The 24,972-nt window shown below is 40.0% G+C and carries 22 protein-coding genes; 8 read left to right on the plus strand and 14 right to left on the minus strand.

Translation table 11 applies throughout. The features are described from left to right. Positions 1–19 precede the first annotated feature (19 nt). On the plus strand, positions 20–4,138 hold the full coding sequence (locus ANA_RS17910) for a hybrid sensor histidine kinase/response regulator (RefSeq protein ID WP_015081429.1): 4,119 nt from the start codon (positions 20–22) through the stop codon (positions 4,136–4,138). 577 nt (positions 4,139–4,715) lie between these two features. Beyond that, positions 4,716–5,585 carry a branched-chain amino acid ABC transporter permease gene (locus ANA_RS17915; protein ID WP_015081430.1) on the plus strand — a complete coding sequence of 290 codons (870 nt, stop codon included), beginning with the start codon at positions 4,716–4,718 and terminating at the stop codon, positions 5,583–5,585. Between the two features lie 21 nt (positions 5,586–5,606). On the opposite strand, the gene psaX is transcribed toward ANA_RS17915, so the two are convergent. Both psaX and lipA read right to left on the minus strand, forming a co-directional pair. Further along, on the minus strand, positions 5,607–5,726 hold the full coding sequence (gene psaX, locus ANA_RS17920) for a photosystem I protein PsaX (RefSeq protein ID WP_015081431.1): 120 nt from the start codon (positions 5,724–5,726) through the stop codon (positions 5,607–5,609). A gap of 309 nt (positions 5,727–6,035) precedes the next feature. After that, entirely contained in the window at positions 6,036–6,932 is an 897-nt protein-coding gene (gene lipA / locus ANA_RS17925; RefSeq protein WP_015081432.1) for a lipoyl synthase, read from the minus strand. Positions 6,933–7,169: 237 nt separating this feature from the next. Here lipA and ANA_RS17930 point away from each other — a divergent pair, with 237 nt between their 5' ends. Continuing rightward, positions 7,170–7,748: a response regulator gene (locus tag ANA_RS17930; RefSeq protein ID WP_015081433.1), complete on the plus strand. Its 579-nt coding sequence runs from the start codon at positions 7,170–7,172 to the stop codon at positions 7,746–7,748. 558 nt (positions 7,749–8,306) lie between these two features. Here ANA_RS17930 and ANA_RS24885 read toward each other — a convergent pair. From ANA_RS24885 to ANA_RS17960, 5 genes are all read right to left on the minus strand, one after another. Beyond that, the gene (locus ANA_RS24885; RefSeq protein WP_015081434.1) at positions 8,307–9,314 is read right to left on the minus strand and encodes a tryptophan-rich domain-containing protein; all 1,008 of its coding nucleotides are present in this window, start codon (positions 9,312–9,314) and stop codon (positions 8,307–8,309) included. 615 nt (positions 9,315–9,929) lie between these two features. Beyond that, on the minus strand, positions 9,930–11,492 hold the full coding sequence (locus ANA_RS17945; RefSeq protein WP_015081435.1) for an NAD(P)H-quinone oxidoreductase subunit N: 1,563 nt from the start codon (positions 11,490–11,492) through the stop codon (positions 9,930–9,932). Between the two features lie 249 nt (positions 11,493–11,741). Next, positions 11,742–12,368 (minus strand): Uma2 family endonuclease, encoded by a 627-nt coding sequence (locus ANA_RS17950; protein WP_015081436.1) that lies wholly within the window; start codon positions 12,366–12,368, stop codon positions 11,742–11,744. 74 nt (positions 12,369–12,442) lie between these two features. Beyond that, positions 12,443–12,796 (minus strand): HVO_A0114 family putative DNA-binding protein, encoded by a 354-nt coding sequence (locus ANA_RS17955; RefSeq protein WP_015081437.1) that lies wholly within the window; start codon positions 12,794–12,796, stop codon positions 12,443–12,445. Continuing rightward, entirely contained in the window at positions 12,793–13,077 is a 285-nt protein-coding gene (locus tag ANA_RS17960) for a toxin-antitoxin system TumE family protein (protein WP_235081894.1), read from the minus strand. The genes ANA_RS17955 and ANA_RS17960 overlap by 4 nt, the downstream gene beginning before the upstream one ends. Positions 13,078–13,156: 79 nt before the next feature. Between ANA_RS17960 and ANA_RS28315 the strand changes: the two genes are divergently transcribed. Beyond that, a complete protein-coding gene (locus ANA_RS28315; protein WP_256370300.1) occupies positions 13,157–13,282 on the plus strand; it encodes a hypothetical protein in 126 nt (41 codons plus the stop codon). A gap of 35 nt (positions 13,283–13,317) precedes the next feature. On the opposite strand, the gene ANA_RS17965 is transcribed toward ANA_RS28315, so the two are convergent. Beyond that, positions 13,318–13,536: a type II toxin-antitoxin system HicA family toxin gene (locus ANA_RS17965; RefSeq protein ID WP_015081439.1), complete on the minus strand. Its 219-nt coding sequence runs from the start codon at positions 13,534–13,536 to the stop codon at positions 13,318–13,320. Further along, positions 13,536–13,778: a type II toxin-antitoxin system HicB family antitoxin gene (locus ANA_RS17970; RefSeq protein ID WP_015081440.1), complete on the minus strand. Its 243-nt coding sequence runs from the start codon at positions 13,776–13,778 to the stop codon at positions 13,536–13,538. Before ANA_RS17970 ends, ANA_RS17965 begins: the two co-directional genes overlap by 1 nt. Positions 13,779–13,935: 157 nt before the next feature. Here ANA_RS17970 and ANA_RS17975 point away from each other — a divergent pair, with 157 nt between their 5' ends. Next, the gene (locus tag ANA_RS17975) at positions 13,936–14,187 is read left to right on the plus strand and encodes a type II toxin-antitoxin system Phd/YefM family antitoxin (RefSeq protein WP_015081441.1); all 252 of its coding nucleotides are present in this window, start codon (positions 13,936–13,938) and stop codon (positions 14,185–14,187) included. Further along, positions 14,180–14,596, plus strand: a complete 417-nt coding sequence (locus tag ANA_RS17980; protein ID WP_015081442.1) for a putative toxin-antitoxin system toxin component, PIN family — start codon at positions 14,180–14,182, stop codon at positions 14,594–14,596. The genes ANA_RS17975 and ANA_RS17980 overlap by 8 nt, the downstream gene beginning before the upstream one ends. 257 nt (positions 14,597–14,853) lie before the next feature. Here the strand turns inward: ANA_RS17980 and ANA_RS17985 are convergent, their stop codons facing one another. Beyond that, the gene (locus ANA_RS17985; protein ID WP_015081443.1) at positions 14,854–15,804 is read right to left on the minus strand and encodes an aspartoacylase; all 951 of its coding nucleotides are present in this window, start codon (positions 15,802–15,804) and stop codon (positions 14,854–14,856) included. Positions 15,805–15,900: 96 nt separating this feature from the next. On the opposite strand from ANA_RS17985, the gene ANA_RS17990 reads away from it, so the two are divergent. Both ANA_RS17990 and ANA_RS17995 read left to right on the plus strand, forming a co-directional pair. After that, positions 15,901–16,836 carry a LysR family transcriptional regulator gene (locus tag ANA_RS17990; RefSeq protein ID WP_015081444.1) on the plus strand — a complete coding sequence of 312 codons (936 nt, stop codon included), beginning with the start codon at positions 15,901–15,903 and terminating at the stop codon, positions 16,834–16,836. Positions 16,837–17,279: 443 nt separating this feature from the next. Continuing rightward, complete coding sequence (locus ANA_RS17995; RefSeq protein ID WP_015081445.1) at positions 17,280–17,855, plus strand: Uma2 family endonuclease; 576 nt, start codon at positions 17,280–17,282, stop codon at positions 17,853–17,855. An 86-nt stretch (positions 17,856–17,941) separates the two neighbouring features. On the opposite strand, the gene ANA_RS18000 is transcribed toward ANA_RS17995, so the two are convergent. From ANA_RS18000 to ANA_RS18010, 4 genes are all read right to left on the minus strand, one after another. Next, complete coding sequence (locus tag ANA_RS18000; RefSeq protein WP_015081446.1) at positions 17,942–18,361, minus strand: type II toxin-antitoxin system VapC family toxin; 420 nt, start codon at positions 18,359–18,361, stop codon at positions 17,942–17,944. Beyond that, positions 18,348–18,611, minus strand: a complete 264-nt coding sequence (locus ANA_RS18005) for a hypothetical protein (protein WP_015081447.1) — start codon at positions 18,609–18,611, stop codon at positions 18,348–18,350. Before ANA_RS18005 ends, ANA_RS18000 begins: the two co-directional genes overlap by 14 nt. Positions 18,612–18,936: 325 nt before the next feature. Then, positions 18,937–21,207 carry a bluetail domain-containing putative surface protein gene (locus ANA_RS23735; RefSeq protein ID WP_051155219.1) on the minus strand — a complete coding sequence of 757 codons (2,271 nt, stop codon included), beginning with the start codon at positions 21,205–21,207 and terminating at the stop codon, positions 18,937–18,939. A 45-nt stretch (positions 21,208–21,252) separates the two neighbouring features. Further along, on the minus strand, positions 21,253–24,531 hold the full coding sequence (locus ANA_RS18010; RefSeq protein ID WP_051155220.1) for a S8 family serine peptidase: 3,279 nt from the start codon (positions 24,529–24,531) through the stop codon (positions 21,253–21,255). Positions 24,532–24,972: the final 441 nt, after the last annotated feature.

Below are 24,972 nucleotides of genomic sequence, written 5' to 3' on the forward strand. Positions count from 1 at the left end.
CAACCCTATTTAACTCACTATGCAGCCGGAACAACAACAACGGATTTTAGGTTACTTTCTCGAAGAAGCCAGGGAACACCTAAACACTATTGAACAAGGATTACTGAATCTCCAAAGTACCCTGGAAGATTCAGAAATGATTAATGAAGTCTTCCGTGCAGCCCACTCCATCAAAGGTGGTGCGGCCATGTTGGGTCTGAGTAGTATTCAGCAAACATCCCACCGACTTGAGGATTGCTTCAAGATTCTGAAGGAGCATCCTATTCAAGTAGACCAAAGGTTAGAATCTTTACTACTGAATGTCTGTGATACATTAAAAGCGCTGATAGACAGTCTTGGCAATCCCTTTGGTTTATCAGCAGAAAAAGCTCAAGCTTTGATGCTTAAAACTGAACCAGTCATGCAATGGCTGAATGAGCATATAGAAACACTGTTAAAGCAAGGAAATAATGGAGTAGACAACCTTAATCACAATCATCTCCAACCACCAATATCTGTGATTCCCCAGATCCAGAAATCACCTATAACAACCAGACAAAATCAGGATTGGACAGAGTTTCAAGGGCAGGTATTAGAAATTCTGCGGGAAATGCTGCAACAGTTTAAACAAACTAACTTAGGGCGTTCCCGCGAAAATTTGCAAGAATGCTGCCATCAATTAGTAAAAATTGGTAGAGACTTAAATTTATCAAATTGGTGTAGTTTGTGTGAATCGGCAGCCCTTGCCATATCTAATCCTGATCATAGTTATCTGACTTTAGCCAAAATTATTATTACTGAAATTAAACAGGCTCAAGAATTAGTTCTTCAAAATCAAGATGCAAAAATTGCGATTAGTCAACAGCTAGAAACTCTGTTTCCTCTCCCACAACTCGAGTTATTGGAATTTGAGGAAACTTTATTTACAGACACAACAGAACTAAATTTAGAACCATTAGAATTTGGTAATCTGTTGGACAATAGTCCAGATTTACAATTCCCCTCAGATAATGTTATCACAGAATTAATCTCAGTTTCTAGAGAATCTCACCAGCTTGATCCTGAAAATGAGGCAACTAACACTAATAAGTTAGAAGAATTATTGACATTCACTGAAGACGATGAATTGTCGGTTATAGTTGAAATAACTGAAGCAGAAAATATTGCCCTCTCAGAAATAGCCAGCACCTCTGAAATCAGTTTTGATAATTTGTTATTAGAGGAGGATAAATACGCAAAAGATCAGGCAGATGAAAATGCTAATTCTTCCGCAAAAATTATTCCTACAACCATAAAAACATCAAAAATAAAACCATCAGCACCAGAAAGTTTATCATTAGATAATCTGTTTGTAGAAGTAGCAAAGAATCCACCACCGCTAACAAATGAAATTGATGACTTATTTGGAACATCAGAAATTACAACTAATCTTGCTAATTCAATAGATAATTTAGATAACTTCTGGGATGATCTGGACACAACAGACTCAGAAATTACTACTTCAGTTAATCAAGATATAGCTAAAGAATTAGAGCAAAGTTTATTTAGTGCATCAGTTGAGATTGTTCCCAAAAATCAGCTTTCAGCTACAAATAATAGTTTAGATACAAAAGAGTTTGATCTGATTTCCCAAGCACAAGAACAATCTTTTGATTTATTTTTCACATCAGATACTGATAGCCAGACGCAAACTGAAGATAATTTATTTGGTGATTTTGGAGATGTAACCACAGAACCAGAAACAGATATTTCTGTAGTGGGTGAAACTTCTCCACAATTAGAGTTGGCAAATGGAGAAGAATTTTCATTAGATGAATTTGCGGCAATAGAAGCATTTTTAGATGAACCTGCCAGCGCAACTCTGGTAGAACTATCTTTACTAGATGAATTTGCGGCAATAGAAGCATTTTTGTCCGCATTCCCAGAAGAAAGTACCCGTCAGGAATCTATTCAAGATGAAGATTTTGCAGCATTAGAAGCATTGCTGAGTGAGAATGAAGATAATGGACTAAAGATTAGTTCACAGCCACCAATAATTATTCAACCTACTGTAGTTAAGTCTCAAAATACTTTTTTGCCCCTTCGACAAGCTCAGGACAACCTCTTAGGACTAGAAGATGAATTTAGTGAATTAGAAAACTTGTTAGAACAGGCTGATAAAAAAATATCTAACTCATCAGCAACATCAAGAAAAACTTCTACAAGTAAAATCCCCCGTCCCATGACTCGACGGACGATAAAAGAAGAAAGCATCAAAATTCCAGTTAAACAACTGGATGATATGAGTAACTTGGTTGGGGAGTTGGTGGTAAATCGCAACACCTTAGAGCAGGATCATGAACGTCTACGACAGGCACTAGATAGCCTATTGCTTCAGGTGCAGCACCTCTCCGATGTGGGAATGAGGATGCAGGAATACTACGAGCGATCGCTCGTAGAATCCTCTCTTCTCTCCACTCGCCGCTCTAGAGAATATGATGATTCATCGGACAATTCCCATAATCGTGGGTTCAGCGAAATCGAAATGGATCGATTTACGCCTTTTCATATCCTGGCGCAAGAAATGATTCAGTTCATCGTGCGAGTCCGGGAGTCAGCCAGTGATATTGACTTTATTACCGAAGAAACAGAACAGGTAGCCCGACAGTTACGCCAAGCAACTAACCAGCTACAAGCAGGACTAACAAAAGCCAGAATGGTGACATTTGCCCAAGCTGTTGATCGATTAAGGCGAGGAGTGCGGGATAATGCCATTAGATATGGCAAACAGGTAGAGTTAGTCACAGAAGGTGTTGATACCCTGGTTGACAAGATGATTTTAGATCATCTGACAGATCCTTTGACTCACATGGTCAATAATGCGATCGCCCACGGCATTGAAACCCCAGAAATCCGGCAAGCAGCGGGTAAATCACCCACAGGTATCATTAATATTCGCGCCTTACAACAAGGAAACCAAACCATTATTTCTGTCAGTGACGATGGCGCTGGTATTGATCATCAAAAAGTTAAAAACAAGGCGGTTAAAAAAGGTATCCTGACCCCTGAACAGGCACAAACCATGTCTCGGATAGATGCCTATGAACTTTTATTCCTCCCTAGCTTCAGTACCGCCGATGAAGTAGACGATATCAAAGGCAGGGGTATGGGCATGAACGTCGTCCAAAACGATATCAGCGAAATTCGCGGGACAGTTGGGACTGACTCCACACTAGGTCAAGGAACTAGCTTTACAATTCGTCTGCCACTGACTCTGAGTATTTGTAAAGCCCTATTCTGCATCTGTGATCGCACCAGAATCGCTTTTCCCATGGATGGTGTAGAGGATACTCTAAGTATCACAGCCAAAAACATTCAGCAAGATGCTGAGGGACAATCATTTATTGTCTGGAGAGATATTAACCTCCCCTTCCAACCTTTAAAAGACATCTTAGTTTTTAATCGTCAGCTTACCCGTGGGAACTTCTATGGGACTAAAAAAGATGATGATCTGATTTCTGTAATCATTGTCCGCTCAGGGAATACAATGATTGCTTTACAAATTGATCAAATTCTGAGTCAACAGGAAATTGTAATTAAGCAATTTGAAGGTCCAGCACCTAAACCCAGTGGTATAGCTGGTGCTACAGTTCTTGGCGATGGTATGATTATGCCTATCGCTGACGTATTGGAAATTATTGATATCTTCCAAGGTAAGATTTCTAAACATATCGGTGGAAATTGGCAGCACTCAGGTTTATCCTCAATAGACATCCCACTCGCTGATAAGGTAGAAATAACAGTATTAATTGTTGATGACTCGATCACAGTTAGACAACTTTTATCTCTGACCTTTGCAAAAGCTGGATATCGTGTAGAACAAGCCCGTGATGGACAAGAAGCCTGGGATAAACTTCGTTCCGGTTTACCTTGCGATATCGTTTTCTGTGACATCGAAATGCCTCGTTGTGATGGACTAGAATTTCTCTCACGGATTCAAAAAGATAGTTCTTTTGACCAGCTACCTATTGCTATGCTTACCTCTCGTGGTGCTGATAAACATAGACAAATGGCGCTACAGCTTGGGGCTAGTGGCTACTTTACTAAACCCTATTTAGAAGAAGCACTTTTAGAAGCAGCTTCGCGGATGCTCAAAGGAGAAAAACTCGTAATTGCTTAACCCTTTTTCCTGGATTTCTCGCCAGAGGTATTTTGTCAATAAGATTTAGATGCGTTTCCCCTGCATATATAGCGGGCAAGATGCCCGCACTACATAAGTTTTCTGTTCCCTCTGACTGAATAGCAACTTCAAAAATTCACAATAATTTCACCAAATAGAACGAAAGGCACGGAAGCCACTTGGCAATAGATGCGTGGAGGAAGTGCCAACGGCGTTCGCGGAGCGTGCCGGAGGCTCTATTTATTCGCGGTGACATGATAGAATTAATTAGCAAGTAGGAATAACCATCAGCGCAAAGAAGTGTTTTATTAAGGAGAAACCCCTGATTTATCTCGTCTCGGCATAGCTGTAGCCTGGGTAAACAAGCAATGGTAAATCATGGAGCGTTTAACATTAAAAATTGATGGACTCACAAAAGCAGCAAAAAAAAATCAAAAGTAAGCGCAATTGCAATACCTGTCGTACTGGTAGTTGCCTTGAGCGTCTAGGAGGATAATTGACTATCCTTTTTAAGTAAGCAAGTCTTAAAGAATCTGCGTGTCTTTAGACCGCAGAGTGTCAACGTAACTTCATATTTATGGATATACAACAATTTGCTCAATTAATTATCAACGGTATTGCTGTAGGTAGCATTATCGCCCTAGCAGCAGTTGGACTGACCTTAACCTATGGGATTTTGCGGTTGTCTAATTTTGCCCACGGTGATTTTCTCACTTTGGGAGCTTATTTAACCCTTATGGTCAATGGTATGGGTCTAAATATTTGGCTGTCAATGATTGTGGCTACCTTGGGAACTGTGGGAGGAATGTTACTAGCAGAAAAGTTGCTGTGGTCAAAAATGCGGTCTATCCGTGCTAGTGCGACAACTCTGATTATTATCTCTATCGGTCTGGCTTTATTTCTCCGCAATGGGATTATTTTTCTCTGGGGAGGTAAAAACCAAAATTATAATTTGCCTGTGATTCCGGCTTTAGAATTTGGGACATTAAAAGTACCGCAAAATCAATTATTGGTACTGGGATTAGCGATTCTGGCGATTTTATCGCTTCACTACTTGCTGCAAAATACCAAAATTGGTAAGGCAATGCGGGCAGTAGCTGATGATTTAGATTTAGCTAGAGTTTCTGGTATTAATGTTGATAGAGTAATTTTGTGGACTTGGGTAATTGCTGGGACATTTACTTCTTTAGGTGGCAGTATGTACGGGCTAATTACCGCCGTGCGTCCAAATATGGGTTGGTTTTTGATTTTACCTTTGTTTGCTTCAGTGATTTTGGGCGGAATTGGCAATCCTTACGGAGCGATCGCCGCAGCGTTTATTATTGGTATTGCCCAAGAAGTTAGCACCCCTTGGCTAGGCTCACAGTATAAGCAAGGTGTAGCCCTATTAATCATGATTTTGGTGCTGCTTATTCGCCCCAAGGGTTTATTTAAAGGTACGATTTAAGCAGCACCAGCCTACTTCTAACTAGTCAATGATGTGGAAGTAGTAAGCTGCTACTAAAAAGTTAATAGCTAAAAGTAGCAATGCCCAACCAGTACGGAAAACGTAGGAAGGTTTAGCAGCAGGTTTGCTCTTAGCAGTCATAAGCGGTTCTCCTAATTTAGTGACTTTTTAAGAAATAGCAAACTCACGCGCCAATTTTGCAAATTCTTTAAAAATGTTTTTGTAAGGAATCAGGAGTCAGGAGTCACCGAGTCACCGAGTCACCGAGTCACCGAGTCAGGAGGAAGAAAGAAGTAAATAAAGAAATTTATATCCATGCTCCCCTACTCCCCCTACTCCCCCTCCCCCTACTCCCCCTCCCCCTACTCCCCCTCCCCCTACTCCCCCTCCCCCTACTCCCCTACCCCTATTCCCCCTCCCCCTACTCCCCCTCCCCCTACTCCCCTACCCCTATTCCTCACCGGCGTGATAGGAACTACGAACCAGGGGACCAGAACGGACGTGATTAAATCCCATTTCCTTGGCTATATTGCCCAGTTCGGTAAATTCGGCTGGAGTCCAATATTTTCGGACGGGTAGATGTTCTAAAGAAGGACGCATATACTGGCCAATGGTGAGGCGATCGCATTTTACAGATCGTAAATCCGCCATTGTCTCAATTAATTCCTCTATTGTTTCTCCATGTCCCACCATCACACCTGACTTTGTGGGAATCTGATGATTCAATTCTTTAACTGTCGCTAATACAGCCAAGGAGCGGTCATATTTTGCCCCTCGGCGCACGGTTGGGGTTAACCTGCGGACTGTTTCAACATTATGGTTAAAACAAGCTGGTTGAGCCTGAATAATCATCGCTAGGCTGTGACGTTGAACTTCTGCACCCCCACTACCCCAAAAATCTGATGTCAGGACTTCAATTTGAGTTTCAGGGTTCAGGTGGCGGATAGTTTCCATTGTTTTGACAAAATGACCTGCTCCGCCGTCAGCTAAGTCATCACGAGCTACAGAAGTTAATACCACATACCGCAACCCTAAAAGTTGTACTGATTCTGCCACCTTTTGGGGTTCTTGTTCATCCAAAGCCATTGGGGCATGACCTTTATCTACTTGACAAAAAGCACAGGCGCGAGTGCAAGTTGGACCCATTAATAAAAAAGTTGCCGTTTTTTGGGCGTAGCATTCACCCCGATTTGGACAACGCCCCTCTTCACAAATTGTGTGGATTTGTCGTTGCTTAATGATACGTTGGACAGTAGAGATTTCACTAGCTTTGCCAAGAGGGCGACGCAACCAGCTAGGCATAGTCATAATTTCTGACTTGATATCAACTTGTTGTGGAGAATTCATATAGTAGCGAATAGGGAATAGGGGGAGGAGAAAGTTCAAAAATGTGTAGTTTAGACAAATATGGTACAAATTGATCAAAACGTCAGTAAAAGTTTCATACAACACTTGCATTTTGAGAATTTGTCTTAGAAAATACTCTTCCCCAATCTACATAAATTTGAGATATAGCGAGAGAATTCTTAAAAGCAGTGGGCAACCAGCCATCTAAACATAAAATTTTTAGGAGAGTAATCAGTTGTGGCAAGTAACAAAATTTTAGTTATTGACGACACTACCGTTGTCAGGGTAAAAGTACGGGAAATGTTAGCTCCGGGTAATTTTGAGGTAATTGAGGCAAAGGATGGGTTGGAAGGATACAATCTGATGCGTCAGGAAAAAGTCAGCTTGATCATGCTGGATTTCCTACTGCCGAAAATGAGTGGTTGGGAGGTTTTCCAGAATATTCAAGCTCAACCAGAGTTACGGAAAATTCCCTTGGTGATCATGTCAGGCCGCAAGGAAGAGGTAACGGAAAAATTTGTAGAACCATTTGAATATTTTGAATTTCTGGGTAAACCTTTTGATCAAAAGCAACTCATTGGAGCTATTAAGTCAGCAATGGTGAAGTCGAAAATTCCCCGTTCAGCCTTAAATACACCTCCAGTTAGTTCTGCAAATCAACAACTAGTTCCAGCCACTGCTGCTGCTAATGGTGTAGATTCATCTGCTGACATCAAATTACTAAATGATAAAATTGTCAAGATGCAAGGAGAAATTGACAACTTGAAAAAACAGCTTAATCAAGTGGTGACTTTCATTAAACAGAAAATTAAGTAGTTTTGTCTTTGGTAATAATTCTTGTCATCTGAAATACTTAGTATTAATAACAAGAATAGTCACCTCCAACTTGAAAAAGCTATTATCAGCATTGAGTTTAGGAGCGAGATACTCAGGATGAGATTTCGATCTGTATTCTTTGCGATCAGTTTTATCGCAAGCCTGTCATGGCACATTCAAAATACAACTCAACTTGCAAAAAACAATGAAAGCTCTGTTAAATCTGGGCAAAATTATCTTATTTTTCGACAACGTTCTGCGACAACATCAAAACTGATTTATCTACAGAAAGTAGGGTTTGAGCTAAATTCTGCTATATCTGAATTTTAGCTTAAAAAAGTAGAAGCCCCTCACCTGCCCGATAAGGAAATGAGAGGCTTCTAGCTTCTAAGAGGATGTTTGAAAAGTTTTTAATGTATAAATAAACCCCTCTCCAAACCTCTCCCCGACGCGGGGAGAGGCTTTGAAACCTCCATTCCCTTGTAGGGAAGGGGGGAAGGGGGGTTAGGTTTCTGGAGATTATCGGTTTCATCTAATACTTTTCAAACAACCTCTAAGTTAAACGATAGCAATGTAAGGATTGCCAATAATACCATCACCATTGGCATCTATGCCAAAATTAGTTTCTTGAGTGAAAGCTGCCGCAGAATTTAATCCAAATTGTCCTTCGGAAGAAACGCGATTCCAGCTATTATCCAAATGCCAAATATGCAAGTAGTTTCCAGCAGTATTTTTCCAGAGAACTTGGTTATCCCCATTCACAGTTTCCACTGCTAAAGTTTGCCATCCTGGATAGATATCTGGGAAGATTTGGACTCCACTATTTTGAATAGCAATTGGGGTGGCTGTTCCCACTTGGACAAAGTATTTATTAGCTGTATCTTTGACCAGTTTAGTATTGCCGGTTGATTCAATTGAGGTATAAGGATTGCCAATAATACCATCAGCATTAGCATCTATGCCGAAATTAGTTTCTTGAGTGAAAGCATCAGCAGAATTTAATCCCCAATTTCCCTCAGAAGAAACCCAATTCCAGTTATTATCTAAATGCCAGATATGCAAAAAGTTTCCAGCAGTATTTTTCCAGAGAACTTGATTATCTCCATTAACCGTTTCTGCGGCTATCGTTTGCCATCCTGAACCGTAGATATCTTGGTAGATTTGTTGTCTACCATTTTTGATGGCAGTTGGGTTATTTGTTCCGATTTGGGAAAAGTATTTGTTTGTTGGATCTTTAACTAGTTTAGTATTACTTGCTGCTTCAATGAGAATGTAAGGATTGCTGGCAGGATTACCAATAACGCCATCACTATTAGCATCTATGCCAAAATTAGTTTCCTGGGTGAAAGCATCAGCCGAATTTAATCCAAATTGTCCTTCAGAAGAAACCCAATTCCAGTTACTATTTAAATGCCAAATATGTAAATAGTTTCCAGCAATATTTTTCCAGAGAACTTGATTAACTCCATTGACCGTTTCTGCGGCTAAAGTTTGCCAACCAGCGTAGATATTTTGGTAGATTTGTTGTCCACCATTTTTAATAGCAGTTGGGGTATTTGTTCCGATTTGGGTAAGATTAGGGTATTAGTAGATGTCTGAATGCTGTAGGATGTGTCACAATTGGTAACACTTTTCAGTTAAAGACTATACACGAACAAGTTTGACACAAATACTTACAAGTGTCAAACCCTATATCTATGTAACAAGTTAGGATATTTTTTAAATTGGTATTCACCAATGTCAATACTACTATCAATTTTTAACAGCTTATATTCCCATCAAATATGCAATTAAAATGAAGCTGTATAGAATCAAATTTCAAGAATTATGGTTCTACCGCTCCCATTATGGAAAAGAATATTAATTTAATTTTTGTAGGTTGGGTTGAACGAAGTGAAACCCAACATTGGCGGTAAGATAGTGAGAGTTGTTGGGTTTCCTTGCGTCAACCCAACCTACAATAAATGTTGTTTTACATAAAGGGAACGGTAAAGCCAGAATTATTAACCGCAGATGGACGCAGATAAACGCAGATAAAGACGGATGAATTAATGAATTTTATGATTTTGTGAAGTTTCACATAAGTTTGGTATTATTGCTGTTTAATAATAAAAATGGGTAATTGAATATTGAAGACTAGCTTCATTACCAATTACCCATTACCAATTATTTAGGAATAACTTACAATTCCTGTAACTCCTTATTTGTAATAACACTAGCTTGTGTACTAGCAACTTTTGCTGCTTGTAACATGGGAGTGTTAGTGACAGAATTATTAGCCAAAGTAAACAAGGGATTGGATAAAATTCCAGAGATAGTAGTAGCTATTAAAGTTACTATCAAACCCACTTGTAAAGGTCTCAGTCCTGGTAAATCCCAACGAACTTGGGGATAATTCTTCACCACGTCGGACATTTCTTGGGGTTCTTTGACTACCATCATCTTAACTACGCGAATGTAGTAATAGATGGAAACCACACTGGTAACTAAACCAAGTAAAACTAACCAGTAAAGACCAGCTTGCCAACCTGCCCAAAATAGGTAAATCTTCCCGAAAAATCCGGCTAATGGGGGAATACCACCCAAGGATAACAGGGAGATACTCAAGCCCAGTGTTAAAAGTGGGTCTTTTTGATACAAACCGGAGTATTCGGAAATTTGGTCTGTTCCTGTTCGCAGAGAGAACAATACCACACAGGTAAAGCCGCAGAGGTTCATAAACAGGTATACCAGTAGATAGAAAATCATACTGGAATAGCCGGCATCAGTTCCCGCAATTAAGCCAATCATCACAAACCCAGCTTGGGCAATAGATGAATAAGCTAACATCCGTTTCATGCTAGTTTGGGCTAGGGCGACAACGTTACCCAACACCATACTCAGTACTGCAAGGGCGGTGAAAACAAATCTCCACTCATCTGCCACGATAGGGAAAACGGTGGTTAAGAGGCGGATAGCAAGGGCAAATCCTGCGGCTTTAGAACCAACGGATAAAAAGGCAATAACTGGAGTTGGCGCGCCTTCATAAACGTCCGGTGTCCATTGGTGGAAGGGGGCAGCGGAGATTTTGAAACCAATACCCGCAATTACGAAAACCAGGGCAATTACTAAACCTAGAGATTGACCAACATTTGCTGTGGCGATACCTTGAGCGATCGCAGTTAATTCTGTTTGTCCACCGGATAACCCATACAGCAGGGAGACACCATACAAAAATACCGCTGTACTGGAAGCACCAATTAACAGGTATTTCAACGCTGCTTCATTGGAACGGGGGTCACGTTTTGTATAACCTGTCAACAAATAAGAGGAAATACTCAGGGCTTCTAGGGAGATGAAAATCATCACCAACTCATTAGCACCGGATAAAAACATTCCTCCCAAAGTCGCAGTCATCAAAATGGCAATAAATTCGGCTAAAGGCGTGCCACTTTGTTCGACGTAGCGAATTGACATTAATATTGTTGACATTGCTGACAGGGCGATAATCCCCCGAAAGACAATACTCAGGTCGTCACCATTAAAGCTACCAGTAAAGGCAATGGGGTTAGTAGTATCCCATTGGAAGTATAGAGCAATAATCGCGGCTGTTAAACCGAGGGTAGCTAGATATGCAATCCAGCGCGCAGATGTCCGTCCCAAAATCAAATCAACAATCAAAACCCCCAAGAGGGTAATCATGACGATTCCCTCTGGTAAAATCGTTCCAGCATTTAACTGGGATGCAAAATTAGCAAAATCCATGAGATGTATAGGTTTTAGCGATTAAACATTAGGGATAACACAAGTTTATTCTATCTATACTTCTTGACTAAAATTGCATTGATCTTTCTATCTTTAACAGTTGGAAATTCGTATATTTAATTTTAGCTATCCGCAAATGTACCGCAATAACTCAAAATAAACAGTCGAGTGCATAACTGAACTGTTCAGCGTGGGGCGATTTTCGGGAAAGAGTTAATACCGTAGAGATTAAGCATGGCTTAAAGCACTTTATCTGCCAGCCTTTAAAACTTGTTCGGCTGTCAGTTTGAAATTTGGGAATGTCGGCGAAATAATGGGTTGATTGCCTCGAATCTGCTGAATTTCATACTCTCCTTTCACTAACGTACAAATGGAAAGGGTAGGTTGTTTCGGTTTCCCAATATGTCGAGTCCCACCTAGACCTGCATAATCCGCAATCCAATATTCAGGAATACCTAAAATTGCGTAGTCTTCGACTTTACGCGCATAATCGTTTTGCCAGTTGCTACTAACTACTTCTATCACAAATTTAATAGAACTGCCCAGGGTGAGGATTGATTGATCATGCCAAAGTAGTTCTTTCGCAAGTTCATTGCGGTCAACTACCATAACATCAGGTCGAAATGCTGTTATACCCAAGTTAGAAGGACGTAGTAATCCTCGCTGAAGGACAAACCAATTTAAACATAAGGCATCAATTTGGGCGCAGATTTTTGTGGTGGTAAAAGCTGAAACTTCTTCATGGTAGCCTGTTGGTTCCAAATCAAACACCTCTCCATCAATCAATTCGTAGCGGTTACTGTCACCATAACGGACGATAAAATCGCCAAAACTTAGTAACTGCTGTTGTATTGGTCTTTCGGTTGCAATGGTCATAGGTCAATTTAGCCCCATCAATATCACCACTCTAGCATTTTCGCTAAATCCATCCTTCGCCGTTTTTCAAATTCTCACACTGCTTTCGCTAGTGGCATGAATATTTCAACGGATTCAAATGGTACAGATATTTTGTCTTCTTCTGTCCGTTCAATTAATCCCAGTTCTTCCAGGCGATTTACGTCTGTGTGTACATTTGAATAGTTTCTTTCGGCTGTTTTTGCCAGCGCGTAAATACTGCATGGCTCTATTTTGCTTAAAGTATCAAGCAAATCAAGTCGAGCAGGCGTTAGCTCGCTAAAAAGTGATTTTGCAGATTCAAATGAAAGTCTAAAATTTACTGGCTTTCCAATTTCGGAGTCTTTAATTTGTTGACGAGCGGCTCGGATTGCAGAACCACCCTTGGCTACTTCAATAATTGCTTTCATGATTCACTCCAGGTTTCAATGTCTCTTTCAAAATCGTCAAGCAATTTATCAATGCTTGTGAATTTGTAATCTATTTCGTGTGAGTTTATATGTTTATGATCTCCTTTTCCACGTTCATTGTCATATCTAATTCTACATTTTCCATTCTGCCCGTAAAATAATCTGTATTTGTATTTATGTGTGCTTGGTGGTGTTGGCTCTGGTAATTCCCATATAACAACCTCGACGATTGATCCGTCGTCATGAACTTCTTTTGCTTTGGCGATTAGATTGGCCTTCATATATTGCATTGTAGCAATACATTTAAAGTTTGTCGAGTAGCAATATTATGGGACGAAGGATGGGTAAGCGATACCTTCGGTGAGCGCTCGCGCTATCGCCCTCAACTCAAAACCAAATTATCACAATATTATCCAGTTTAATGATTTGTTATACAGCGATCGCTTGCGTTGCGAAGCACATCACCAATTACCCTTGCGAAGTTAACAAAATAATGAATTAACCTTAACGGAGAGATCGCACTATAATTTTTCCCATTCATCTCTGCTAATATGGGCTTGTTTTAGTATTTTGCTCAATAAACCTATGCTAATGTCCGCCTCATGAGGATTAGGAATCGTGAGTTTGAGTTCTCCCTTAACCAAGTATTGATGTTTACCACCTGAATAAGGACCTTCAAAGCCTGCTTCTTTAAGAAAAATAACCAGTTCCCGCCATTTTATGGCTTTCCAAGCAGGCATCAGGCAACCTCTTGTAGTGAATTTAAGCCCACACCATCAAGCACGGGAAATTGATGACCCAAACGGATTCCCAAGACAACCCAGCCTTCTAAAGCATCTTGCAAGTTCTCTCGACAGGATTCCAGGGTGTTGGCTTGACTCCAAACACCTTCACAATCAGGAATTTCCCCGTAAAAAGTACCGTCTTCTAGCAACTCATAGGTTGCTTTTTGCATGGCTTTGGCAATGTATTCAGTTATCATTACTGTTTGCTCAAACGAATTCCAACTACCTTAATAGTATTACACAAATATAACATTAACTTCTCCATTATGAAAGGCGAACTGCTTGCAGCAGCGCTTCGCGATCGCACTACAGGGTATGTTACAATAACCAGAGTTATTTCTCAAACAAAATGTAATGAGACAAGTTTCAGTTTCAGAAGTAAAGGAAGATTTTGCTTACATTATGGATAGCGCGCAACAAGAACCTATTCTTGTTAAGGAACATGATCGCAATTATGTGGCTATTATTTCGATGAATGATTATGAAGATTTGGTAAAGATTAAAAATCTGCGTTTAAAGAATATATCAGCGGATTTAGGGGCGGAAGCTCAGGCAAATGGACTAACGTTAGAACTGTTAAACGAGATACTTAATAGTGATGCTTAATCGCTATGTTTTGGATGCTAATGTCTTAGTTAGTGCTATTTTATCTCCTAGTTCTACTGCTAATCTAGCTTACCAAAAAGCTCTTGACACTGGCATTTTATTGATTTCAGTTGAAACTTTTGCAGAGTGCGAAAGTGTGATATTTCGTTCTAAGTTTGATCGTTACATTTCTGTAGCACGTCGTCAGAAATTTTTAGCGGAATTTAGGGCAGCCGCCGAGTTAGTCTCGATTCTTGAGTTAATTAATGATTGTCGAGATCCAAAGGATAACAAATATTTAGATGTAGCAATTAATGGTTCGGCAAATGTCTTAATTACAGGTGATCAAGATTTGTTGATTCTTCATCCTTATCGGGGAATATTACCAATTTTAAGTCCGTCGGATTTTCTTAGGGATGATGTTTACTGAAAAGTATCTTTAAAATTTTAACTTTTAGACGGATAAAATATGTAAATCAGCAATAGCAGGATGTGTTAGCGTAGCGTAACGCATAATAATTACTGACAGTTGCGATCGCTATTCCTGTGAGTCGTAATTTTTAGGCGATCGCATCAACATCTATCTTCATAAAAGAGATCGCTATTGCTGTGAGTCGGGATTTTTAGGCGATCACTTTTGGTGAAGTGAAAGGGAAAGTGGCGATCGCACTTCATCAGAGAAAGTGATCACATTAACCCACAATGCAGGTTATCGTTTCCCATCATTGTGTTCCTTAACCCAACCAACAGGATCGGTGATCGCACTTCGGTTTTTTTCATTAAGTGGAAGGCTAAGTTATAAGCATAGTACGCCGCTTCATTTACCAAATAAGGATACAATTCTTGCGTTTCCGTGTAATTAATTACCTCTCCATCAAAGCTAATAAATAGAGGACCTCCTGGGTTAATTGCCACAAAATTCTGAATTTCGGGGTGGATAAAGGCATTCAATTCATTAAAAGAATTAAGAGGAAAATTGACTGTCATCAGCTTTTGATAAACGGTTACAAACTCTGATTGACTCGTCGTTATTCCTGAATTCCAGCGATCAAGATAATTCAAAATTTCATTAATTAGATTTTCAGTCTTTTGAAACAATGAAAAATCCAAAACACCTTGGGCAATTGGCCCCACCTCGATCGCAAAACCCAAGGGAGAAAGAGAATTTAAGAACGAAGTAGGCTGATCCTTTTCAAAGAAGCTACAAATACGGACTTCAGGGTTAATTTGGCTTAGATAAGACGCTAAACTGAGGTTAAAGGGATGGTCGTTGACTAAAATAATAGATAAACCTACGTCCGCCGTCGTCGAGTGAAGATCGAAAATACAATCAACGTTATTTGATGTGATTATCTCCTTTATTTCTTTTGCCCGTTGCTTTTCATAGATAATAGTTTCATCAGAAACAGTCTCTAAGCTCTCAATGTCAAAGCACCGATTTAAATCTTTGTCAATGAATCGAGTGCAGGCTTCTATCGCCTTGAGATTACCGAGAATGGGGGAAGCCGTAAAAGTATTGCGTTCGAGTAAATGTGGCTGTTTCAGAAATTTTTTAATCAGATAAAGACCCGTTAGTTCATTTCCATGAATACCACCGAATATGGCTGGTTGTTTGATTTTTTCAGGAGTTTGAGTCATTGCGCTTACCTTTAGAACGTTAACTAACATCAATGTAAGGTAAGCTATTGTTAATCACAACAGCAAAAATAACATGGTGGGATGTGAAAAAATACTATGAAAATCGAACATCTTGAAAATCTGATAATTTTATCCGAAGAGCTTAATTTTACAAAAGCGGCTGATCGAATTAGTCGTCAAGGTTCTTCAATTGATCAACCTCAATTAAGCAGACAGGTTAGAGCGATTGAAAAAGAGTTGGGTCAGAAAATTGGTTGTGATGATATACCTTTATTTGAAGTAACACCAAGAAACGTACAACTAACAGAAAGAGGCGAAATATTTTTAGAGGCAGTCCGTCTTGCAATTAAATCTATTAATGAGGGAATTTATGGAATCCAGCAAGTTACTCAAGGTGAAAGGGGAAAACTGAAATTAGGAGTAATTGGTGTGATTACTCATAATTTTTTACCTGAAATTTTACAGATTTTTAAACAAAGATATCCAAAACTACAAATAGTTTTAGAAGAAATGGCCCATCCTCAAACTCAGGGGTTGCTAGACTATCAGGTTGATATTGGCTTTACCTATGCTCCTTCAAATTTTCTGTGGAATAAAGATTTGAGTTCTAACATTGTTCTAAAAGAGTCCTTGTTGCTCGTCTTGCCGAAAAAGCATCGTCTTGCTAATGTAGTTGAAATTCAGTTAACAGATATTGCTGAAGAAGATTTTATTCTACCCGCTTCTTCGACGACTCTTGGACTTACAGAGCAAATTAATATTCTTTGTCAACAATCAGGATTTACACCTAAATGTGTACAAACGGCTACTTTTGCATCAACAATTATAAGTTTAGTAGCAGGTGAAGCTGGTATCAGTTTATTACCAGAAAACACTCGATATATTCAAAGAGACGGTGTCGTTTTTCAAGAGATAAAAGAGCTATCTAAACAATTAAATGTGGTGATGTTATGGCGCAGACGTGACAAATCTCCAGTTCTAAAGAATTTTCTTGCTATTATGACAGAAATCGTTAATTCAAGAGGCATTTGAATTTTTCTCTAAAAATTGATCTTTAAGCATTCATACTGCAAATCAAGAAGTCGCTTTCTTTAAGCTGGGACGATTTCGCCACCAAGCGAGTGAGATCGCCGATCTTGTAGGTTGGGTTAAGGAACGCAACCCAATTAGGGGAAATGATAACCTCATTGTGGCTTACTGCGTACCGACTCAAGTTCGATCACCGATCTTGTAGGAGAATTATAACTCTATTTTTGGCTAATTCGTCGAGTTACTGCGATCGCTATTTCTGTGAGTCGTGATTTTTAGGCGATAGCGAACGCATTGCGTCCCGGAGCGAACTAGCGCGACCTAGGAATCGCTTGTTGTGGGGATGAAATTGGATTTATATTTGGGTTAGTATTAAATAAAGAAATCACTCAGCCAGTCATGTAAACGAATCGCTTTGTCTAAAAATTACAAGGACTTGAATAAATATGACAGTTATCTTAGAAAGAATAAAGGATAAAGTTTGGACTGATGAAGAGTTTATGGCTTTAGCTGATGATGGCAATCGTTACGAAATTGTAGATGGAGAGTTGATAAACTTGGGCAATTCAGGCATGGAGCATGGGAATATTGGCATATTCCTCGGTGGGCTAATCGAGATATTTGTAAGGCAGCATAATCTTGGCGTTACTTGCGACTCTAGTACAGCATTTAAAATGAAGGGAGATAATAAGCGGTCGCCCGATATTTCTTTTGTTAGTAAAGAGCGATTGATTGGGCTAAAACGATTACCTAAAGGCTTTTTTGATGGTGCGCCCGATCTAGTTGTTGAGATTATCTCTCCAGGCAACACTTTTGACGAAATTCACAACAAGATTGAAGAATATTTTGAAAGTGGAACTAGACTGCTGTGGGTAATCCATCCTGATGAAAGATATGTGCTGGTTTACCATAGTCCTCAGCCCGATCTCCTATTACGAGGTAATGATATTTTAGATGGAGAAGATATAATTTTAAACTTCAAGGTTGCAGTCAGCGAATTGTTTAGAACTTTGGCGTTCTAAGGGAATTGATTAGTTAGCGATAGCGAACGCATTGCGTCCCGGGGGGAACTAGCGCGACCTAGGAATCGCCAATTTATAGCATTACTTCAGTTAATAGACATCAAATTCTCAAAAGGATGCCGATTTTTCCAGCGGTAAGTATTAAAGTCCCGAAAATCAACAGATAGAATCCGCCCATGCCCCAAATGTTCGGCAAGAATAATCAATGAAGCGTCCGCTAAATCCATTGGTAGAGAACTATATTGATTCATCAATTCACTGATTCTTTTCCCATCTTGAACTTTGAGATCAAAAATCTCAAAAGCACCAATTTCTAAGCTATGAATAAACGTCTGTTGAGCATTTGTGCCTGTACGTTTCAAGAGAATATGACAAGCTTCCGTAATCACACACCATGTTGTCACCAGAGGCTCATCAATCGTATCTAGAACTTCTTGAGCGAGAACATGATAATCATCACGGCGATTGATTAGTGCTATCCAAAAGCCAGAATCAACGATTACCATATTTTTCGTTAAGACTTTCAGTGAGATATTGCTTGTAATTAACCGACAAATCAGAGTCCCCTTCAGCACAACCAATCAGCCCTGATTCTCTAAGGAGTTGCAAAGGTTTTACAGGGGATTCTTGATGTAATTTTTCATAATAAAGATCGATCGCCACTTTCATAATGTCAGACGCACCTTGATTTGTCCGCTGGCGAATGTAATTAAACTTATTAGCGCGATCGCTATCGAGCCTTGCATTAACTCTCATATTTTTGCTTGTCATAACTCTGTATGACAATACTATATACTATAGCTCAAAAAATTCAAAGTTAAGTAGTTCTCAAATAGTTTCCTCATAGGGCGATCGCTAGTAGCCTTACACTTAGCAATCTCCGTCAAACCTTTGGCTTGAGACTTGACACTAGCGATCAGCCAGGGAATAAATTCCCTGTCTAAAAGCTAAAGTCGGTTGAAACCGACTATTTTAGTACAAATAGGATAATTTTTGGTTTTGAGTTAACTAGAGTGCGTTTTAACGCACTTTAGCTTTTAGACCGGAACTTAAGTTCCGGGCGGGAATGTTGCAGCCAAACTCAGACAGTTGTAAAGTTATTGAGTCCCAGAATTCCTGTTAATCCTGTGACTTCAATAATGGCATCATTAGCAACATTAAACCCTGCTGTTGTATCATTAATGGCGACAAATATCTTTTGTCCAAAGCTGAATTGAGCCGCAAAATTAGAGCCAAAGGCTGCGGCTGTTAATTTTGCTCCGATACCTGCGGTATCTAAAGTATTGACTGCGCCCACATCTACAAATCCGGCTCGTGCAGTAGAAACACGGAATAAATCATTACCTGTGGTGGCGTTGAAATCAGTAATCACATCAAAATTAGCTAAGAGAGAATCAGAGAGGTTTTGGTAAACAAACTTATCAGCACCTAAACCACCAGTTAAAGTGTCTTTACCACCTGCACCAGTGAGAAGATCATTATTTGCACCACCGATAAGGATATCGTTACCACTAGTACCTGTTAGAGTCAGACTAGAAGGATTACCGATAGAGCCATCACCATTAGCATCTATGCCAAAGACAGTTTCTTTACCCAAAGCTTCCGCCGAATTTAATCCCCAATTTCCCTCAGAAGAAACCCAATTCCAGTTACTATCTAAACGCCAAATATGTAGATAGTTTCCAGAAACGTTTTTCCAAAGAACTTGATTAACTCCATTGACGGTTTCTGCGGCTAGAGTTTGCCAACCAGCGTAGATATCTTGGTAGATTTGTTGTCCACCGTTTTTGATAGCGGTTGGGGTATTTGTGCCGATTTGGGTAAGGTATTTGTTGGCTGTATCTTGAACTAATTTGGTATTACCTGCTGATTCTATTGCGGTGTAAGGATTACCAATCACACCATCACCATTGGTATCTATGCCAAAGTTAGTTTCTTGAGTTAAAGCTTCCGCCGAATTTAATCCCCAATTTCCCTCAGAAGAAACCCAATTCCAGTTACTATCTAAACGCCAAATATGTAGATAGTTTCCAGAAACGTTTTTCCAAAGAACTTGATTAACTCCATTGACGGTTTCTGCGGCTAGAGTTTGCCAACCAGCGTAGATATCTTGGTAGATTTGTTGTCCACCGTTTTTGATAGCGGTTGGGGTATTTGTGCCGATTTGGGTAAGGTATTTGTTGGCTGTATCTTGAACTAATTTGGTATTACCTGCTGATTCTATTGCGGTGTAAGGATTACCAATCACACCATCACCATTGGTATCTATGCCAAAGTTAGTTTCTTGAGTTAAAGCTTCCGCCGAATTTAATCCCCAATTTCCCTCAGAAGAAACCCAATTCCAGTTACTATCTAAACGCCAAATATGCAGATAGTTTCCAGCAACATTTTTCCAGAGAACTTGATTAACTCCATTAACGGTTTCTGCGGCTAGAGTTTGCCAACCAGCGTAGATATCTTGGTAGATTTGTTGTCCACCATTTTTGATAGCGGTTGGGGTATTTGTGCCGATTTGGGTAAAGTATTTGTTGGCTGTATCTTGAACTAATTTGGTATTACCTGCTGATTCTATTGCGGTGTAAGGATTACCAATAACACCATCACTATTGGTATCTATACCAAAGTTAGTTTCTTGAGTGAAAGCTTCTGCCGAATTTAATCCAAATTGTCCTTCAGAAGAAACCCAATTCCAGTTACTATCTAAACGCCAGATATGCAGATAGTTTCCAGCAACATTTTTCCAGAGAACTTGATTAACTCCATTGACGGTTTCTGCGGCTAAAGTTTGCCAACCAGCGTAGATATTTTGGTAGATTTGTTCTCCACCATTTTTAATAGCAGTTGGGGTATTTGTTCCGATTTGGGTAAAGTATTTGTTGGCTGCATCCTTGACTAAGTAGGTATTACCTGCTGATTCAATTGCGCTGTAAGGATTGCCAATCACACCATCACCATTGGTATCTATACCAAAGTTAGTTTCTTGAGTTAAAGCTTCTGCCGAATTTAATCCCCAATTTCCTTCAGAAGAAACCAAATTCCAGTTATTATCTAAACGCCAAATATGTAAGTAATTACCAGGAATATTTTTCCAGAGAACTTGATTAACTCCATTGACGGTTTCTGCGGCTAGAGTTTGCCATCCTGCGTAGATATCTTGGTAGATTTGTTGTCCACCATTTTTGATAGCAATTGGGGTATTTGTTGCCACTTGGGCAAAGTATTTGTTGGTGGCATCTTTGACTAGTTTGGTGTTTCCTGCTGATTCAATTACAGCTACTGCTAGGGTAGTGCTGGGAGTTAGTGTCAGAGTATAATTGCCCTGACTTCCAGGGGCAGCACCACTACCAGTCATCGGATTATAGTTTCGAGCCTGATCACTGTAACCATTTACCCCGATCTAATATTGACTACCAGAGGTAACTTGTACTTCTAAATAACTGCCTCTGGTATTACTATTCTCATTGTCATTGAAAGCAATTTCAGTGCCATTAGCATCAAAGAAACGTAGGAAAGTGTCAGCACTAAATTCTTCGTAGGTACTCGTGCGAATTTGGACTTTACCACTTGAATTGGCAACGAATCTATAGATGTCGATGTCAGTAGCTCCAATAACAAAGTCGTTATCGCTGCCGATATTGGCAAAAACTGGTGAGCCAATAGTTACAGGCTGGCTCTGAACCAAATCGCTATTAATAGCATCGTTTGAGAGACTTCCGATAACTTGGTTAGTGGATAGTAATCGACTTTTGAAAATGTACTGACCTGTGTCGCCAGGTGAACCACTGCCAAGCATGAAGGGATCGAAGTTGCTATTGCCATATCCTGAAACAGCAACAAAGTAATCTGTATTGGCTTGAATTTGGTATTGTAGCAGGGGATCTACACTATTGGTATCATCATTTTCAGCTAGTAATTTTCCCTGGGCATCAAAGATTGAGAGAACCGTATCAACGGGAGTGGTAAATGAAGTATTTTCGTAGGAATCAATGTCAACTTCTAAAATTCCCGCCGTAGCTGCACGAATTTTCACAAAATCTACATCAAGGTCGCCCACTTGGAAAGATTGGCCTGTTTGCGGATCGGTATCAGCGCCAATAGTTCCTGGTTGTCCGGTAACAGGCAAAGAAATATTAGAGACTGCTTGAGCAATACTGCCATTGCGGTCATTGTTAAGAAACTGGACAGTGAGATTGTATAAACCGCCAGTGCCAGCAGTAGAGCGGTTACTCAAATTTTGGGTATTGTAATTCCGATTAGCATAATCTGAAACTCCAATATAGTAAACGTCTCCTCTGCTTACACCTGCTGCAATAAAGCTATCAGTGGTGTGTCCATGATAATAGGTTCTATCAGTAGGATCTTCAAAAACTAAGTCAGGATAAAGAGAATCAGTAAATTCAGTCCACTTATCAGCATCAAAAGATAGATCATCATCGCTGATAATCAGATCACTTGTGCCTGCAAAAGATAACTGATTGCCATTGGCATCAAACAGCCGCAGGTAGGAATCTACATAACCCGTATCAAAGGGGGTATCAATATCAATGTAGAGCGTACCATTATCAGGAATAATTACCTTGAATAAATCTACATCCCCAGTACCAACAGACTGACCATAGTCAGCACCAATGAAGCCTTCTTTGAAGTCAAAAGGATCTATATCTGTTCCCAGACTAATATCAACGGCATTTTCTAGCAGTCCGTTGAAATCGGTGTTGCCAAGGCCAAACTGAATGGAATAATTCCCAGTGGCTGCGGCTACGCCACTTCCGGCTAGATTCGGATTGTAATTTCCGTTGTTGTAGCCACTAATTCCTGCATAGTAAACGCCTGGATTTAGGGAAACTTCCAGGCGAGAAAAATCTCCTGCACCCCCATCATCATCAAAGGCTAATTCTGTTCCTGATGAATTAAACAGTCGCAGTAGCGTATCAAAATCATTGGCATTGTTGGGATGAGAACCCAGTTCAATAGTCACAGTTCCGGGAACAACAACTTCAAAACGGAATATGTCTACATCTTTATTTCCAACCTGGGTTGTTCCACCATCTGTTCCAATCGAGCCAAGGAGCGCATCCACAGGAGAACCATTTAGGCCTGTTTGTACGAGATAAGCTCCGGTAATGGTTCCGTTAGGATCTCCTGCTCCACCGCCTGGTGGTGGAGGTGCAATTTGCTCAAATCGCCGTTTAATTTCGCTGATGGCGTTATAAATGTTCAGACGACGATAGGAAGTATTAGTATTGGCAACGTTATCGTTCTCGTCATCGCCATCAACAATCTGATCACCTGTCGATCGCAGAATCTCCACAATTTCAGCCGGAGTTAAAACCCTACCTCCAAATTGAACAGCGGCTTCTTGCATGAGCGCAACAGCACCCGCTACGTGAGGAGATGCCATACTAGTTCCTGGCCATCGCTCAAATCCTCCCCCTGGCACAGTGCTTCTGATCATTGCGCCTGGAGCAAAGAGTGTGTCATAGGTGTTATTCGGGTCATCTAGACGCTGACTAAATACGAGAATACGGTCAGCCCCAGGAAGTTGTTGTGCGGATTGACTACCGCCAGGAACATACTGTCCTAAAGATTGATTGTCTTGCCAGACTGCACCAACGTTGAGAGTGCTAGATATCCCTGGAAAGGATACACCAGGGATCTCTTTTTCAGCATAATCATTCCCAGCAGCACTAACAATAGTCACTCCTACATCTTCTAGCCTGTCAATAATGTCGTTTATCTCAGTGATAATACCACCTTTAGATTCGATTTCAGAGTTATTTGTTAGAAAAATTTCTGGTATTCCTAAAGACATATTGACCGCAATGATATTATATTGATTGCGGTTGTTTAGAACCCATTGGAGAGCATTTTTTATGGCACTAAAAGGACCTATAGCACGTAAGCCAATCAGACCAACATCAGGTGCAACCCCAATATTTTCATCTCTAGCACCTACTGTTCCCGCTACATGAGTCCCGTGTTGACCGGAGTCATAGGCGTTGGTTCTACCTTCGACAAAATCAGCAAATGCTCTAAAATTTGGGCTAATTAAGGAATGGCTACGATCTAACCCTGTATCTATTATTGCTACTGAAAAACCACTGCCATCAATTCCCGCAAATTGTGGATCGTTGCGTAAACGAGTCAGTCCAATTAAATCAAAAGCTGGGTTAAATCCTACTGTTGCTTGTTCAATCTCAATTGTCTGTGTATTCAGAGTGATAACAGCACTATCATCTTCTGCTTGTAGCTGTTGCAGTTGAGCATTGCTCAATTCTCGCCCTTGCACCAAAGCTGCAAAAATCGCCCCTTCATCTCCAGCGCTATCGGTTTGATTAATTTGAGCATCTACAAAATGCCCAATTTCCTCTAACAGGGTATCAAGCAAAGTTTCTGGTGTAGCAGTTGCGACAAAATTAGCTGATAAATAAATCTTATTATTACTACTGGCATAAGCCCCATTAGCACCACCAAGAATGTTACTATCAAGAATCTCAATTTGCGGAAGTTGACTAAAATCACCAGATAGCCACTGTAAACGCAGAATTTCCGCACCGCTGCGGTTGTATTGTGTACCAAAAGCAGTATCGAAAACCTGCCAGAAGTTGTCTAAACCAGAAAAAGTGCTGAGTTGGTTGTATGTCAGTGTCAGGGCAGAATTGAGTACAGTATTCATGGATTGAATTATTGATATTAAGATGATGTCTGAAGGCGATAGGATGTGTCACAACTTGCAACACTTTTTAGCTAAAGACTATACACGCACAAGTTTGACACAAATACTTACAAGTGTCAAACCTTATATCTATGCGACAAGTTAGAATATTTTTTTACTTGGTAGTCACCAATGTTAATACTACTATCAATTTTTGACAGCTTATATTCCCTTCAAATATGCAATTCAAAGGTTAGAGTATGTTTGAAAAGTATAATTTATTGCTCAGTACAAGTAACTTATTTGCTTGGCTGAACAAACCCGCCCGGAACTTAAGTTCCGGTCTAAAAGCTAAAGTACGTTAAAACGCACTCTGGTTAACTCAAAATCAAAAAATTATCCTATTCATGCCAAAGTAGTCGGTTTTAACCGACTTTAGCTTTTAGACAGGGAATTTATTCC

Origin of the sequence: Anabaena sp. 90 (assembly GCF_000312705.1) — a bacterium.
GTDB classification, from domain to species: Bacteria; Cyanobacteriota; Cyanobacteriia; order Cyanobacteriales; family Nostocaceae; genus Dolichospermum; species Dolichospermum lemmermannii.

Coding starts and splice junctions, on each gene's coding strand:
- ANA_RS17910 (WP_015081429.1), top strand. CDS start 20: ATGCAGCCGGAACAACAACAACGGATTTTAGGTTACTTTCTCGAAGAA.
- ANA_RS17915 (WP_015081430.1), top strand. CDS start 4,716: ATGGATATACAACAATTTGCTCAATTAATTATCAACGGTATTGCTGTA.
- psaX (WP_015081431.1), bottom strand. CDS start 5,726: ATGACTGCTAAGAGCAAACCTGCTGCTAAACCTTCCTACGTTTTCCGT.
- lipA (WP_015081432.1), bottom strand. CDS start 6,932: ATGAATTCTCCACAACAAGTTGATATCAAGTCAGAAATTATGACTATG.
- ANA_RS17945 (WP_015081435.1), bottom strand. CDS start 11,492: ATGGATTTTGCTAATTTTGCATCCCAGTTAAATGCTGGAACGATTTTA.
- ANA_RS17950 (WP_015081436.1), bottom strand. CDS start 12,368: ATGACCATTGCAACCGAAAGACCAATACAACAGCAGTTACTAAGTTTT.
- ANA_RS17955 (WP_015081437.1), bottom strand. CDS start 12,796: ATGAAAGCAATTATTGAAGTAGCCAAGGGTGGTTCTGCAATCCGAGCC.
- ANA_RS17960 (WP_235081894.1), bottom strand. CDS start 13,077: ATGAAGGCCAATCTAATCGCCAAAGCAAAAGAAGTTCATGACGACGGA.
- ANA_RS17965 (WP_015081439.1), bottom strand. CDS start 13,536: ATGCCTGCTTGGAAAGCCATAAAATGGCGGGAACTGGTTATTTTTCTT.
- ANA_RS17970 (WP_015081440.1), bottom strand. CDS start 13,778: ATGATAACTGAATACATTGCCAAAGCCATGCAAAAAGCAACCTATGAG.
- ANA_RS17975 (WP_015081441.1), top strand. CDS start 13,936: ATGAGACAAGTTTCAGTTTCAGAAGTAAAGGAAGATTTTGCTTACATT.
- ANA_RS17980 (WP_015081442.1), top strand. CDS start 14,180: ATGCTTAATCGCTATGTTTTGGATGCTAATGTCTTAGTTAGTGCTATT.
- ANA_RS17985 (WP_015081443.1), bottom strand. CDS start 15,804: ATGACTCAAACTCCTGAAAAAATCAAACAACCAGCCATATTCGGTGGT.
- ANA_RS17990 (WP_015081444.1), top strand. CDS start 15,901: ATGAAAATCGAACATCTTGAAAATCTGATAATTTTATCCGAAGAGCTT.
- ANA_RS17995 (WP_015081445.1), top strand. CDS start 17,280: ATGACAGTTATCTTAGAAAGAATAAAGGATAAAGTTTGGACTGATGAA.
- ANA_RS18000 (WP_015081446.1), bottom strand. CDS start 18,361: ATGGTAATCGTTGATTCTGGCTTTTGGATAGCACTAATCAATCGCCGT.
- ANA_RS18005 (WP_015081447.1), bottom strand. CDS start 18,611: ATGAGAGTTAATGCAAGGCTCGATAGCGATCGCGCTAATAAGTTTAAT.
- ANA_RS23735 (WP_051155219.1), bottom strand. CDS start 21,207: ATGACTGGTAGTGGTGCTGCCCCTGGAAGTCAGGGCAATTATACTCTG.
- ANA_RS18010 (WP_051155220.1), bottom strand. CDS start 24,531: ATGAATACTGTACTCAATTCTGCCCTGACACTGACATACAACCAACTC.